Below are 13,902 nucleotides of genomic sequence, written 5' to 3'. Positions count from 1 at the left end.
CGCGTCAGCGCGGGCGTTCGGCCGTATCCTCCGCGTACAGCCACGCCAGCGCCGTTGCCTCGTCCCCGAAAACGGCGTGGCGGTGATCGGCGATGCGCTTGGTCTGAAGGCGATGCAGCGGGCCCGATACGATCAGCGCGATCTTGCGCGACGGCGAATCGGGCCGCACCATTCGCGCGAAGTGGTTCGCCACCTCCTGCGGAAGGACGTTCTTTTCCCGCATATCGATCAACGTTCGCAGATGGCCGTGACGCAAGCCGCTTTTCAACATCCGTTGCAACGTCGCCGCGACATCGTCCGCGAAGCGCGCGGCGATCTCTGCGCCCCAGTCACCGGTCAACGTCAGCCGGAGGAACTCTCCCCGCACGTCCGGCTCGATCTTGTAGGTCGGCTTTGTCATGATAGGAGGCTAACACAGCATCCTTAACGAATAAGGCAGTGTTGCAAAAAGGCCTGCGGTCGCCAGCCGTCGACTTCGTCCCTAAGGGGGCGGCTGACCGCAACGATGGAGGCGACGGCATGATCCTGCGCAGCGACGAGGTTCTCGATATCGACGTGCCGGCGGGCGGCACGATGCGGATGCATGTCTTTCGCCCCGCTGCCGACGGGGAATTCCCCGGCGTGCTGCTGTTTTCCGAAATCTATCAGGTCACCGCGCCGATCCGCCGCCTCGCGGCGATGATCGCCGGCAACGGCCATGTCGTTGCGGTGCCCGAAGTCTATCACGAATACGAAGCGGCCGGCACAATCCTCGCCTATGACGCGGAGGGGACCGCACGCGGCAACGCGCTGAAGATCACCAAGCCGGTCGCGGCCTTCGATGCCGATGCGCATGCCGCGCTCGGCGCACTTGCGGCACATCCGGCGTGCAATGGCCGTCTGGCGACGTTCGGCGTCTGTCTCGGCGGCCATCTCGCCGCGCGTGCCGCACTCGACCCGCGCGTCCGCGCCGCGGCGTGTTTCTATCCCACCGACATCCATTCGGGCACGCTCGGAGAAGGGCGGCGCGACGACACGCTGGCGCGCCTGCCGGACATGCGGGCGGAGCTGATGTTCGTCTGGGGGCGGCAGGACCCGCACGTCCCGCTTACCGGTCGCGCGGCGATCCGCGACCGGCTGGAGGAAGTCGGCGCGGCGTACGAATGGCATGAATGGAACGCGCAGCACGCCTTCCTCCGCGACGAAGGGCCGCGTTACGATCCGGCGCTGTTTCTCCAGTCCATGGCGCTCACCCTCGCCTTCTACGCCCGCACGCTGGCCTGACCGCCGCCGGCGGCGATCAGATCACGCCCGCCTTCATCTGCTTGACCGCGTGATCCGCCGCGCGCGCGGTCATCGCCATGAAGGTCAGCGACGGGTTGACGCACGATACCGACGCCATCTGCGCGCCGTCGGTGACGAACAGGTTCGGCGCATCATGCGCCTGGTTCCAGCCGTTGAGCACCGACGTGCCCGGATCGCGCCCCATCCGCGCGCCGCCCATTTCGTGGATCGCCTCGCCGGGGACATGCTTGCCGCGACCGCCCGTGACATTGGTCAGCCCGGCGCGGCGCAGCATCAGCTGCCCCTGCTCCAGCGCGTCGTCCATCATCCGGATCTCGTTGTCGCGGAACGTCACGTCGAAACGGAGCAGCGGCGTTCCGAAGCGATCGGTCTTGGCGAAGTTCAGCATGACGCGATTGTCGTCGTACGGCAGGCACTCGCCGAACGCTCCCATCGAGAAGCGCCATGGCCCGTATTCGCGCATGCCGTGCTTCATCGCCGCGCCGAACCCGTCGACGACGGCGGGCTGGCGACTCGCCTGCCCCTGATAGCCATAGCCGCGCTTGAAGGGCAGTTCCTCCGCGGCAAGGTTGCGGAACCGCGGGACATAGACCCCGCCGGGGCGCCGGCCATATTCGACCAGATCGGTCATGCCGGGGATGTCGCCCGACACCCCGACCCGAAAGATGTGATCCATGACCGCGCTGCCCAGCGCGCCGTTCGAATGGAACCAGCTGCGCTCGCTGTCCGCCGGACGCGAGTTGAGCAGCACGTGGAGCGAACTCATCGCCGACGCGCACAGGAATACCATCCGCGCCTGGACCACTTCGGCGCGCCCGGTCTTCGCATCGACCATCCGCACCCCGGTCACGCGCTTGCGCGCCGGATCGTATTCGAGATTGGTCACCCATGTGTCTGACCGCAGCGTCAGCCGCCCGGTCGCCCGCGCCGCCGGCAGCGTCACGGCCTGCGTCGAGAAATACGCGCCGAAGCTGCACCCGCGCGAACATTGCGACCGCTTCTGGCAACGCGAGCGATTCTGCTCCGGCTTGTCCTCGGTGATGTTGCTCAGCCGGGCGTTGATCAGCTTGCGCCCGGGAAATTCATTCTCCAGCCGCTCCTTCAGCCACGTCTCGGCGACGTTCATCGGGAACGGCGGCATGAACTCGCTATCGGGAAGATAGTCCAGATTCTCCTTCCCGCCCGATACGCCGATGTACTTCTCGACATAGCTGTACCAGGGGGCGACATCTTCGTAGCCGATCGGCCACGGTGTGCCGACGCCCTCCCGCCGGTTCGCCTCGAAGTCGTTCGGCGCCCAGCGGAAGCTCCATCGCCCCCATGTCAGCGACTTGCCGCCGACTACCGACGGCCGCACCCAGTTGAACTTGTTGGGGGCGTCATAGTCATACGGATTCAGCCGATCGTTGATGAAGAACGGCTGCGTCGCCGGCGATACCCAGCCGTTCAGCGCGAAATAGTCACTCTTCGCCAGGGCCGCAGGCATCTTGTCGCGCGCCGGAATGTCATAGGCGGATTTGCCGTCGAACGGATAATCCTCGCCATGCTCGACCATGCGGCCCCGGTCGACCATCAGGACGCGCAATCCCTTTTCGGTCAGTTCCTTGGCGGCCCAGCCGCCGCTCACGCCGGAGCCGATGACGATTGCGTCGAAGCGATCAGTTGCTGTCATGATGTGCGAAGCCCGCGGGATGGATGTTCGGGGAAAGTGGCCGGGCGGTGCGATCCGCCCGCCCGCTCAGGACGAGAAGATGCGCTTGACCTTGGCGTAGGGATACGCGCCGTCGTAATCGCCCGGCACCGGCAGGTAATGCCGCTCCTGCGTGATCCCGACTTCTGACGTGTAATAGCCGGTGAGCACGAGTTGCTTGAACGCCGGGAAGAACTCGGCGGCGTCCGCCAACCCGCCCGTCATCGCCAGCGTCAGCAGTGCGTCCTGTTGCGCCGGCGTCGCCTTGACGGCGGGGGTGCGATAATCGGTCATGCTGCGCGCGTCGATCGTGGCGAGGCCGCCCAGGATGACTGCGCGCTCGTCGTCGATCGCCCAGTCGCCGAGCATGTGTTCGATATAGGCGGGGACGCCCGCCGCGATCGCACCCGGCGTGTCGGTGGTGGGCACCACGCGCTCGCTCAGCGCCGCCACCAGCGCACGCTGCGCCGGCGTGAACACCTTGGCAGGCGCCCCGGTGTTGATCGCCGGATTGGGTTCATAGGCTGCGGCGCGGGCCAATGGGGCGAACACGGTCGCGCCGAACGCGGCAACCATGCCGGCCAGCGCATCGCGACGATCGATTACCGGCGCACCGCGCGCATGAGCTTCGCGCATATCTCTCCCCAACCCACTTATATTGTGGCCGAACTTATCCATGCTGCGTCGGAACAGTCAATGCGATCGGAGTCTAGGGTCTGGTGACACCGCTTGAATAGTCCCCTGCCCCTTACCCGTATTGCGGTCCTTTCCGCGCGACCGGCTGGCCGGGCGATCCGCCCCCTTCGCCGGGAACCCGGCCGCCCGCCGCAGGGATGGCGGCCGGCCCGACCTCGCCTCTCTTCCCGGCCGTTCGGAACAATTCGACGACGGCAGCACTTCTACGCGCCTGGGTAATGCTTCCAGCCAAAAGGGGTTTTCATGAAGAAGATTTTCGCGATCGCATTGTTGGCCGGTACGGCGGCATTGAGCGCCTGCAACTCTAGCCCGCGCGAGCAGGCCGCCGACAATATCGAGGCGAACGCCGATGCCGTCGCGGACAATCTCGAGGATGCGGCGGACGACGTCAGCAACGACACCGCAGAAGACCAGCTTGAGAACAAGGCGGACGCGGTGCGCGAGACCGGCGAGAAGAAGGCCGATGATATGCGCACCAACGATGCCGACACGAACCTCGGCAACGGCATCTGATCCCCGTCGGAGCGGGTGATCCCGTTCCGCTCGGCAGATCGAGACGAGGGGGCGTCCTGTGAAGGGCGCCCCTTTTCGCTGACCGGCGACATGCCATCTGCATGATCTCCAGGTGGTCCGAACGAGTCCGCTTCATGCATGAGCCCGACTGCATCGTCGGATCTCCGCGACGGCGCGCTCCAAACCGCATCCTTGCGCTATCGTCTTGCAGGCACCAGTTATGCTGCACCGCACAACGTCGGCGTGCGTGGCAGTCGCATCGTCGGTTCGACGCTCCTCACTGTCGGCAAGGAGCATCATCATGCGCTCGATTTCCGAAACGATTGCCCGGCTCAAGAACATGGCTCCTGCCGCCCAGACAGGTGGGCGCGACGATCGACTCACGCCGATGGAGGACGTCGGGCAGAATCCGGGGGCGCTCAAGGCGTTCCTGCACATTCCCGCCGATCTGGCGCCGGGTGCGCCGCTCGTCGTCGTCCTGCATGGGTGCACGCAGACGGCGGCGGGCTACGATCATGGCTCCGGCTGGTCGTCGCTCGCCGACCGCTTCGGCTTCGCGGTGTTGTTCCCGGAGCAGCAGCGCGCGAACAACCCAAATCTCTGCTTCAACTGGTTCTCGGCGGAGGATACGCGGCGCGGCGGCGGGGAAGCGGCATCGATCCGCGAGATGATCCTCGCCGCCGTGCAGCGACATCGGCTCGATCCGACCCGCATCTTCGTCACCGGGCTGTCGGCCGGCGGCGCGATGACCGCGGCGATGCTGGCTTGCTACCCCGAATTGTTCGCCAGCGGTGCGATCATCGCCGGCCTTCCCTTCGGGACGGCCGCAGGGGTGCCGCAGGCGCTGGAGCGGATGCGCGGCAACGGCCACGATCGCGCGACGCTCAGCGTGAAGGTACGGGCAGCGTCCGCGCATCGCGGTGCATGGCCCACGGTGTCGATCTGGCACGGCACGGCGGATGCCACCGTCGCTGCCTCGAACGCCGCTCTGATCGTGGAGCAATGGCGCGGCGTCCACGGTGTCACCACGTCCGACGCGGCGGAACGGGTCGATGGCCACACCCGCCGCACATGGCGCGACGCGGCCGGTCGCGCCGTGGTGGAGGAATATGCCGTCGCCGGCATGGGACATGGCACGCCGCTCGCCACCTCCGGTGACGAGGCGTGCGGCACGCCTGCCGCGCATATGATCGACGCGGGCATCTCCTCCACCTACCGCATCGCCGCCTTCTGGGGCATCGTTCCCGCTGTCGCCCCGCCGCTGCCAGGCGGCACCCGCCCGGCACCCACTATCGGCGAACCACGCGCGCCGGCCCGGTTCGATCCTGCGACCGCCATCACCGACGCCCTGCGTGCGGCGGGGCTGATGAAGGGGTAGGCCTAGGCCTCGCCATCGGCAGGGGTCGGTCGGGCGGACGGCAGCGCGCCTGCCCGCTGCTGCGACATCCAGGACCATGGCAGAAACCTGCGCCCGCCCCCCCATTCCCGATATGGCACAGCTGTAAAAATGCTCAGCTTTGCCGCCGTTAACTTGTTGTTAACAAAGAAGTCGGTCGCGGTCGGGCAACTCGTCCCGCGACCGAACAAGATTTGGGGGGATCGAATGTCGAAATATTGGGTAGCGCCGCTGATCGTGGCGCTCACGCCGTTTGCCGCTCATGCAGCGGAAGTGACTCCGGGCAACCTGCAAGGGTGGAAGTCTGCGAACCTCGCCGGCGGCGGGACGGCGGTGATCAACGACACCTACACGCCGCCAGGGGCGGGACAGAACGGGTCGTTGCAGCTCAAGACGCCGGCCAACTCCGGCAAGGCGGACTTTGCCTACAGCCTCGCCGGCAAGAACGTGACGCTTGCCGACATCGCGAACGGCGCGATCTCGTTCGACTATTATCGCTCGTCGACCTCAACCGTCGCCGGCCACTTTCTGCCGGCGCTGCGCTTCTCGTTCACCAACGCCGAGGGCAAAAGCGGGCTTCTCATCTGGGAAGGCGTCTACAACAGCGTTGGCACGGTCACCACCGACAGCTGGCAGACCGCGACGTTGACCGGCGACTATTTCTATCAGCGTACCGCCAATTACATCGGCAGCTTCCCCACCGGCGGGACCACCGACGCCCAGGTTTATGACAAGTCGCTCGCCAGCTACCTCGACGGTTCGGTCTACACCGGATCGACCGGGCGCAAGACCTATGCACTGGGCGCGGGTACGGTGATTAACGGGCTGGAGATCGGTATCGGCAGTGGCTGGGGCGGCGCTTTCGACGGCGCGGTGGACAATGTGTCGATCGATCTGGGCACCAAGGGCCAGATCAGCGCCAACTTCCAGGTCAAGGCGGCGGCGGCGGTTCCCGAACCCGCCACCTGGGCGATGATGGTCCTCGGCTTCGGCGTGATGGGCATCGCGCTGCGCCGGAAGACGGCGCTCCGCTTCGTCTGACGATCGCCATCCACGGCGATAAAGGCCGCGGGAGCGATCCCGCGGCCTTCGTGCATGCGTGGTGCGGCGTCGGAGCCCGCGTCCATAAAGCTCTCCACGCGACCGTGCGGACGCCAGGCGTCGCCGACACGAACGAGATCGCCCCCGGCGCCGTCGATCACCACCCGCGACATACCGAACTTTCCGCATCGACCCAAGGCGACGGCTGCCGCATCCATGCGTTGATCCGCCTGGAACAGGGGAACGAGATGGACGCCGAAGAACGCGCGGACGAGGCACACGAGGCCGAGGAACGAAGCGCCCCCACCGCACGCGTCGTCCACGCCGCGGTCGTCGAACAGGGCGAAGACGAACTGGAGCGACCGATATCGTCGCTATTCTGGTCCGGCGTCGCGGCAGGCATCGCCATCATGGCCTCCGTGTGGGTCAGTGGCGCGCTCCACCTCTACCTGCCTGAGGCGGGCTGGTCGGAAATGGTCGTGGCCCTGGGCTATCCGTTCGGTTTCCTGATCGTCATCCTCGGACGGCTCCAGCTCTTCACCGAACATACCGCGGTGGCGGTGCTGCCGGTAGCCCAACACCCGACGATGCGCGGCATGCTGCGCCTTGCGCGCCTGTGGGTGACGGTGTTCGTGGCTAACCTGATCGGCGCGGCGGCGATCGCGGCATTGGTCGTGGTCGGGCACGTCCAGTCGCCGGAATTACTCGACGCGATGGTTGTGGTATCGCACAAACTGGTCGAGCGCGGCGTGATGGACACGCTGTTACAGGCGATCCCGGCCGGCTTCCTCATCGCGTCGATCGCGTGGATACGCTCGGCGATCGAGGGCAGCGGCTTCATGGTGGTCGTCGCGGTAACCTATGCGATCTCGCTGTGCGGGTTCGCGCATGTGATCGCAGGCGCCGCCGAGGCATTCGTGCTGCTCTGGCATGGCGACGTGACCGCAGGCTGGGTAGCCACCGGATTCCTTTTGCCGGCGCTGGCGGGAAACATCATCGGCGGCACCGGCCTGTTCGCGCTGCTGGGTCATGCCCAGGTCAAGAACGAACTATAGGATGCACCGGTCGCACGATGGCAGCCGTCTGTACCAGACAAACGCAACAGGCGGATGATCTCGCCATCTTCCCTGGCGTGTGACGCATCTGGGAGGGGGGTGGTGCCCCACAGAGGCCAAAGCTGGGCACTCAGATCATTGGAAAATTTTGATCAGTCGCCGGTGATAGAGATGGACGAGGCCATGATCACGCTGTTTTGAAACTCCAGCCGGCGCTCAGTCCCTCGCGTCGCGCAGCGCTTCCAACTCGGCCAGTTTGACGGGATCGTCAGCTGCCAGTGCCTCTTCAAGATACAAGCTGCGGGCGATGTTGCGCACAACCTCCTGCGCTTCGCCACTGTATCCCTCCGCTATAATCGGAAAGGCATTCACTAGCTCGCGAAGAAATACTTTGTCCATCTCTTCCAGATGGTCGGCGAGAGATTCACTCATCTTCACGGCAGTGTCAAGATTGAGCTCCTCTTCATCAGTCAACGTTAGGAACACATAATATTCCGCGATCAAGCTCGCAACCTGCATAGCAATCATGGCTTGACTACCTTCACGTGGATATTGGTGACTTTCATCTTCTTGAAGAACTTCAGTGCCTTGCCTCTCTGAGCAGGAGTAGGAACCTCCCACGTACCGATCAGGCGATGTTCTGCCAGCACCTCCGATTGTCGCAAGAGCTGGGATCGGGCGTGGGGAGCATCGACCACCTTCCATTTCCGGTCGATCACGTAGTCGCCCTGAATGCCGTCGAACTTGACTGGCCGCTTCGAACCGTCCGCCATAGTTCGCATCAACGTCGGCGCCCGACCGGGCTGGGCACCCGTCGCAGCGTCGTTGTAAGCCTTCCAGGGCTTTTGCGACTTGGTCGTCTCCGTTACCCAACCGATCTGCGGCGGATCATAGGTCGTGCGCGGCCTCGCCATGCGAAGTCGGCGCAATGCGGCCGCCTTCGAGAGCGCCGCCCCCGGCCCTGCCGCCAGCGCAACGTTCCCGGCAACCGTCCCCGTTACACGACCGATATCCCGCGCCGACGCGTTGGCGACAGCGCTTGCCGCACGCGAAGCCTGGATACGCGCGGGCGTATCCTCGGCAGCGATCGCAGCATCGATCATACCCGCGATACCGCGACCGGCGTTGCGAGCGGTGGTCACCGGATTCGTCGTCAGCGCAGCGCGGACTCCTGCCGCCGTTTCTGTCCCGACGTCGTAAAGTCCTTCGCCTACGCCACCGACGAATTCGGTGACAGGGTTCGGCTGGTTGCCGGGCCGCGATCCCACAACGGGCTTGGGTTCTACTTTGGGCGACGCACGACTCACCGGCCGCTGGCCATCTCCCGCCGCCGTTTCAGCACGTGACGTTCCCGCCTTTGGCAATGTCGAAGTCCTCGACTTGCTACGATCCCATAAAACAGGGGCGCGATCAGAACTGGTCGGAGCCGGGCGTTTCTCACTGCTAACCGCGTCGGTCCCGCTCGTACCATAATGGCGTCCCGCGCCAGCAAAGGTGAACCGGCCGTCCTCCGGATCGTGCCACGGATTGAATTTGAGTTCGAGACCGTCAGGACTGAGCGCAGGCGGCAGCTTGCCGGTTCGCAGCCACCATGAAAAAGCGCTCGATTGCTTGCCGCCAGAGATCCCGATCATGCCGTCCCGCCTTCGTCATTGCGACGGGAACATATAGAGAACGGTCTGCAAAAAGTCAAGCCTGCGACACGACAACCCCGCGCGCTGGTGCCGGCCTTTGTCTTCTATGAGGTGGGATGTCACGAGGATGGTGCCCCACAGGGGACGAAGCTGGGCACTCAGATCATTGGAGAATATCGGTCAGTTATCGCTGATGAAAAGGCATCGACCCTTATGTCACGCGGCCTTTACGTTGGTTGGCGCTTGCTTCCCGTTTAATCTCTTGCGTCGCGCAACGCTTCCAACTCGACCAGTCTCACGGGATCGTCGGCGGCAAGCGCCTCTTCAAGGTAAAAGCCATGGGCGATATCGCGCACCACCTCCTGCGCCTCGCCACTATATCCCTCCGCTATAACCGGAAATGCATCCACCAGTTCGCGAAGAAATCCCTTGTCCAGTTCTTCGAGATGGCCGCCGAGAGCCTCCATCATCTTCACGGCGGTATCGGGGTTCAACTCCTCCTCGTCGGTCAGTTCTAGGAACACCACATACTCCGCAATAATGCTCGCGACCTGTAGGGCAATCATGGCTTGACGACCTTTACGTAGATGTTCGTGATGTTCATCTTCTTGAGCAGCTTCAGAGCCTTGACCTTCTGAAGAGGCGTTGGGACCTCCCAAGTTCCGATCAGGCGATGTTCTGCCAGCGCCTGCGACTGACGCAAGATCTGGGCCCGCGCCCGGGGCCTATCAACGACAGACCACTTCCTGTCGATCACGTAATCGCCTAGAATTCCATCGAATTTGACTGGCCGCTTCGAGCCGTCCGCCATCGTCCGGATTAACGTCGGCGCCAGACCAGGTCTGGCACCCGTCGCGGCGTCGTTGTAAGCCTTCCAGGGCTTTTGCGACCTGACCGTCTCTTTCACCCAGCCGATCTGCGGGGGATCAAAGGTCGTTCGCGGCCTCGCCATGCGAAGTCTGCGCAATGCGGCAGCCTTTGAGACCGCCGCCCCCGGCGCTGCCGCCAGCGCAACGTTCCCGGCAACCGTCCCCGTGGCACGACCAATGTCCCGCGCCGAGGCGTTGGCGACGGCGCTCGCCGCACGCGAAACCTGAATATAAGCGGGCGTATCCTCGGCAGCGATCGCGGTATCGATCATGCCCGCTACACCAAGACCCATGTTACGAACGGTGGTTGCTGGATTCGTCGACAGCGCGGCATGGACGCTCGCGACCGTTTCTCTACCGACGTCGTAAAGTCCCTCGCCAACGCCACCGACGAATTCAGTAACAGGGTTAGGTTGGTTGCCGGGCCGCGATGCCTTGACGGGCCTGGGTTGCACCTTGGACAACGCACGCTTTACCGGCCCCCGGATATTTCCCGCCGCCGTTTCAGCACGTGACATTCCCGCCTTCGGCAATGTCGAAGGCGGCGACTTGCTACGATCCCTTAAAACAGGCGCGCGATCAGAACTGGTTGGAGCTCGACGTTTCTCACTGCTACCTGAATCAGTCCTGATAACACCATAACGGCGTCCCGCGGCGGCAAAGGTGAACCGGCCGTCGTCTGGATCGTGCCACGGATTGAATTTAAGTTCGAGACCGTCAGGGCTAAGCGCGGGTGGCAGCTTGCCGGTTCGCAGCCACCATGAAAAAGCGCTCGATTGCTTGCCGCCAGATGTCTCGATCATTCTGCCCCGCCCCGTCAATGTAGAAGAACATATGAGGAACATTCTGGAAAAAGTCAAGCTAAGGCACGACAACCCCCGAGCTGGTGCCGGCTTTTGTCCTCTATGGAGGTGCGATTTTATCAGTGTGGTGCCGCCAATCAGACGAAACTGGGCACTCAGATCATTGGAGAATTTCGATCTCCCGCCGCTGAGGGTGGACGTGTTCCGACCGCCAAGCGGCCTTCGTTGTTAGAGCGGCGCAACTTTCACAACACGCGATCCGCATCCTCGGGATGTGGAAGCCAGCACGTCGCCCGCTTGCCGAAGAGCTGGTAGCGGTGCCGCGCCACCCACCGGTAGACGGGATCTCGCAGTGCGTGGGGAACGATCCTTGCCCCCGCCGCCACACGCCACGGCCAGCCAAGCCCGGCATAGATAGCGATCACCGCATCACTGTCGCGCAACGCATGATCGCCATCGACAACGATGATCGTGTCGGGATCGGCGGGATCGATGCCGTGACGGCGAAACAGAGCTGCACCGACCTCGCCCTGCATGGCCGCAAGGCGGAAGCGGCGAGCGCGGTCGTGGCGGAGGATGAACTGCGCGTTGGCCGAACACAGCACGCATTCGGCATCGAACAGGATGATCGGGTGCCCGTCAGTCATGGTGGCGGTCCATGCAGCCGGTGTAGCGGATGATGCGTCCCAACCACCATAGGCTGACCGGCACGTCGAAGAGGTAGCGGCCGTCCTGCTCGCGCTCGCTGGCATTACAATGCGGCCGAAACGCCGAGGGCAGCGGGATGCCGAAGAAGCGGAAGCCGACTAGGTCGAGCCGGAGCGCGTCGTTTTCTACGGACACGTGGAAGATGTTGGTGGCGGGCCCCATCCGCTCGACCATCAAGCCGCGCCGTTCGGACAGCGTGCTTTCATAGCGGCGGCCAGCGAAGTTCCGACACCAGCGCTCGCGATCGCCGTGGCGCTCGAAGGTCACGGTGACGGGCACGTCGGATCCCGGCGCAGGCAGTCGCATCATCCGGCAAAGCAGCCGAGCCAACGGGGTGCGGCTCGCCTCTACCTCGGCGCGCCCCGACCAGCGCTGGTTCTGGTCACTATCGTGAGCGGCGCGCAGGCTTGGCGGCAGCGCGTCGATCGCGGGGCCTAGCAGGCGGCGGAACAGCGGCACGGTCACCATGCGATCTCCGGTTTGGTCACCATCAGCCAGAAGATGACGATGACCCCGATAAACGCCGGCCAGCCCAGCAGGAACCACATCCGCGAGAGGCGAAAGTAGCGCGGCGGCAATGGCACGCCTGCCGGCGTGCGATCGGCGATGCGCCGCATCTCGATCTGGATTGCCACCACCGGCAACCAGCAGGCGCCGACCAGCAAGTAAAGCGCGATGGACGCCGCCAACCACCCTGTCGTCAAGGGAAAGCCGGCGATCTGCGCCAGCCACACACCGGTCACCGGTTGGACGATGACCGCCGGCGTCGTGAACAGCCAGTCGGCGATCACGACGTTGCGGTTGACCACGCGGCGCGCGGCTGCGTCGCCCGAACGGTTCGCCATCCAGCCGTGGAAGGCGGTGCCCAGCCCCGTCCCGAACAACAGGGTTGAGCTGAGGATGTGGACGGTCTTGAGCAGCAGATAGTCAGCCATGACGGGTCTCCAGCGCGTGGACGGCAAGCGACAGTCCGAGGACAGCAGCGTTCTTGACGAGCGCGCCGAAGGGATCAGTCCACAGCTCGGGCGCGATGCGTGTCAGGATCAGGGTATAGGCGGTCATGAGCACGACGCCCGCGAGCGCCGCGCCGCGGCTGCGAACGAGCAGCGCCAGGCCGATCGCGATGTCCGCCATCGAGCCCGCCCGGAGAACCGCAGTGGCCGGCATGCCGGTGAGGCCGACGCGAGCCAACCATGCGGCACTGGTCGCCTGCGGCGTGAAGACCAGTGGGACGATTCCCCCGGCCAGCCACACCAGCGCCAGCATCAGGCGGAGGACGGGTGCCACTGGCACGAGCCGGGCCTGACGAAGATCGGCATCGATCGCCGGGTGCCGCGCCAATGCCTGGTGCAGGGGTGCCGGTAGATGGCCGGTAGCAAGGACCATGGGCGCGTACGCGGCGGTGTTGCCGGCGGCGAGCATTGCCATACCCTCGCGGGTGACCGGTCCGATCCCGATCCTCGCAACCGCAGCCAGGACCAGCCGCGGCACGGTAAAGCCCCACGCGGGCAGCAAACCCAGCCACTGGCGGAAACACGCGGTCAGTGCATCGGTGGTCATCGCCTGCGGCCCGACGACATCCAGCCGCTTTGCCAGTGGCAGCGGTGCGCGCAGTAATCGGATGACGACCTCGACCAGATCGTCGACGTGGATCGGCTGCACCAGACCTCCGGCTTGCGCAAGACGCGGCATGACCGGCAGCGCGGCTAGCGCCGCGAACAGCGCACTGCTTCGTCCGCCGCGACCGATCACCAGCGACGGGCGCAGCACCGTCCATCCCATCACGCTGCCGGCCGGGTCGAGCGCGGCCAGATGATCGTCGGCGGCGGCCTTGCTGCGGTGATAGGCACTGGCGGCCCGCGCATCCGCGCCCAGCGCGGAAATCTGGACGACGTGGCCCACGCCAGTCGCGCGGCAGGCGTCGAACAGCGCCGCCGGTCCGCGCTCGTGAACATCCGTGTAGCCGCGCGTGTCGCCGAACAGCCCGGCGCAGTTCACCACGGCATCCACCCCAATAAGCCGCCTGCGCCAGTCACCGATGTCGTCTTGGCTCAGGTCGCAGCGCAGGGCAGCCACACCAAGGATCAGCCGCTCCAGTCTTTCCGGGGCACGGCCGGCGGCGGTGACGCGCACGCCCTCCGCCACCAGCCGGCCCGTGAGATGGCGACCGATGAAGCCGCCAGCCCCGATGATGAGGACATGCATCGTCGGAT

The 13,902-nt window shown here is 64.9% G+C and carries 16 protein-coding genes; 5 read left to right on the top strand and 11 right to left on the bottom strand.

Annotated elements, in window-relative coordinates; genetic code table 11:
* Nucleotides 1–4: 4 nt before the first annotated feature.
* Complete coding sequence (locus ASE95_RS10925) at nucleotides 5–400, bottom strand: hypothetical protein (RefSeq protein ID WP_056635557.1); 396 nt, start codon at nucleotides 398–400, stop codon at nucleotides 5–7.
* Between the two features lie 119 nt (nucleotides 401–519).
* Here ASE95_RS10925 and ASE95_RS10920 point away from each other — a divergent pair, with 119 nt between their 5' ends.
* Nucleotides 520–1,263: a dienelactone hydrolase family protein gene (locus ASE95_RS10920; protein ID WP_056635554.1), complete on the top strand. Its 744-nt coding sequence runs from the start codon at nucleotides 520–522 to the stop codon at nucleotides 1,261–1,263.
* Between the two features lie 16 nt (nucleotides 1,264–1,279).
* Here ASE95_RS10920 and ASE95_RS10915 read toward each other — a convergent pair whose 3' ends face one another.
* Nucleotides 1,280–2,956: a GMC oxidoreductase gene (locus ASE95_RS10915; RefSeq protein WP_056635549.1), complete on the bottom strand. Its 1,677-nt coding sequence runs from the start codon at nucleotides 2,954–2,956 to the stop codon at nucleotides 1,280–1,282.
* Between the two features lie 66 nt (nucleotides 2,957–3,022).
* Nucleotides 3,023–3,610, bottom strand: coding sequence for a gluconate 2-dehydrogenase subunit 3 family protein (locus ASE95_RS10910; protein WP_056635546.1), 588 nt, complete (start codon nucleotides 3,608–3,610; stop codon nucleotides 3,023–3,025).
* 303 nt (nucleotides 3,611–3,913) lie between these two features.
* On the opposite strand from ASE95_RS10910, the gene ASE95_RS10905 reads away from it, so the two are divergent.
* The 4 genes from ASE95_RS10905 to ASE95_RS10890 all read left to right on the top strand — a co-directional run bounded on the left by ASE95_RS10905 (nucleotide 3,914) and on the right by ASE95_RS10890 (nucleotide 7,675).
* Nucleotides 3,914–4,183: a hypothetical protein gene (locus ASE95_RS10905; RefSeq protein WP_056635543.1), complete on the top strand. Its 270-nt coding sequence runs from the start codon at nucleotides 3,914–3,916 to the stop codon at nucleotides 4,181–4,183.
* Between the two features lie 301 nt (nucleotides 4,184–4,484).
* Entirely contained in the window at nucleotides 4,485–5,561 is a 1,077-nt protein-coding gene (locus ASE95_RS10900; protein WP_056635541.1) for an extracellular catalytic domain type 1 short-chain-length polyhydroxyalkanoate depolymerase, read from the top strand.
* Between the two features lie 225 nt (nucleotides 5,562–5,786).
* Nucleotides 5,787–6,620, top strand: a complete 834-nt coding sequence (locus ASE95_RS18295) for a PEPxxWA-CTERM sorting domain-containing protein (RefSeq protein ID WP_056635537.1) — start codon at nucleotides 5,787–5,789, stop codon at nucleotides 6,618–6,620.
* Nucleotides 6,621–6,724: 104 nt separating this feature from the next.
* Complete coding sequence (locus ASE95_RS10890) at nucleotides 6,725–7,675, top strand: formate/nitrite transporter family protein (protein ID WP_235528268.1); 951 nt, start codon at nucleotides 6,725–6,727, stop codon at nucleotides 7,673–7,675.
* Nucleotides 7,676–7,891: 216 nt separating this feature from the next.
* Here ASE95_RS10890 and ASE95_RS10885 read toward each other — a convergent pair whose 3' ends face one another.
* The 8 genes from ASE95_RS10885 to ASE95_RS10850 form a co-directional block, all read right to left on the bottom strand.
* The gene (locus ASE95_RS10885; RefSeq protein WP_056635534.1) at nucleotides 7,892–8,203 is read right to left on the bottom strand and encodes a hypothetical protein; all 312 of its coding nucleotides are present in this window, start codon (nucleotides 8,201–8,203) and stop codon (nucleotides 7,892–7,894) included.
* Nucleotides 8,200–9,309 (bottom strand): hypothetical protein, encoded by a 1,110-nt coding sequence (locus ASE95_RS10880; RefSeq protein ID WP_156347980.1) that lies wholly within the window; start codon nucleotides 9,307–9,309, stop codon nucleotides 8,200–8,202. Before ASE95_RS10880 ends, ASE95_RS10885 begins: the two co-directional genes overlap by 4 nt.
* A gap of 254 nt (nucleotides 9,310–9,563) precedes the next feature.
* Nucleotides 9,564–9,875 (bottom strand): hypothetical protein, encoded by a 312-nt coding sequence (locus tag ASE95_RS10875; protein WP_056635528.1) that lies wholly within the window; start codon nucleotides 9,873–9,875, stop codon nucleotides 9,564–9,566.
* Nucleotides 9,872–10,981: a hypothetical protein gene (locus ASE95_RS17670; RefSeq protein ID WP_156347979.1), complete on the bottom strand. Its 1,110-nt coding sequence runs from the start codon at nucleotides 10,979–10,981 to the stop codon at nucleotides 9,872–9,874. Before ASE95_RS17670 ends, ASE95_RS10875 begins: the two co-directional genes overlap by 4 nt.
* 245 nt (nucleotides 10,982–11,226) lie before the next feature.
* Nucleotides 11,227–11,628: a thiol-disulfide oxidoreductase DCC family protein gene (locus ASE95_RS10865; RefSeq protein WP_056635522.1), complete on the bottom strand. Its 402-nt coding sequence runs from the start codon at nucleotides 11,626–11,628 to the stop codon at nucleotides 11,227–11,229.
* Complete coding sequence (locus ASE95_RS10860) at nucleotides 11,621–12,157, bottom strand: DUF4166 domain-containing protein (protein ID WP_056635520.1); 537 nt, start codon at nucleotides 12,155–12,157, stop codon at nucleotides 11,621–11,623. The genes ASE95_RS10865 and ASE95_RS10860 overlap by 8 nt, the downstream gene beginning before the upstream one ends.
* The gene (locus ASE95_RS10855; RefSeq protein ID WP_056635517.1) at nucleotides 12,151–12,624 is read right to left on the bottom strand and encodes a DUF2269 family protein; all 474 of its coding nucleotides are present in this window, start codon (nucleotides 12,622–12,624) and stop codon (nucleotides 12,151–12,153) included. The genes ASE95_RS10860 and ASE95_RS10855 overlap by 7 nt, the downstream gene beginning before the upstream one ends.
* Nucleotides 12,617–13,894: an SDR family oxidoreductase gene (locus ASE95_RS10850; protein WP_056636244.1), complete on the bottom strand. Its 1,278-nt coding sequence runs from the start codon at nucleotides 13,892–13,894 to the stop codon at nucleotides 12,617–12,619. Before ASE95_RS10850 ends, ASE95_RS10855 begins: the two co-directional genes overlap by 8 nt.
* Between the last annotated feature and the right edge of the window lie 8 nt (nucleotides 13,895–13,902).

Source organism: Sphingomonas sp. Leaf231, assembly GCF_001421995.1.
GTDB lineage: Bacteria > Pseudomonadota > Alphaproteobacteria > Sphingomonadales > Sphingomonadaceae > Sphingomonas.
The sequence above is the reverse complement of the archived record's forward strand: the minus strand, read 5'-3'. Positions and strand labels throughout refer to the sequence as shown.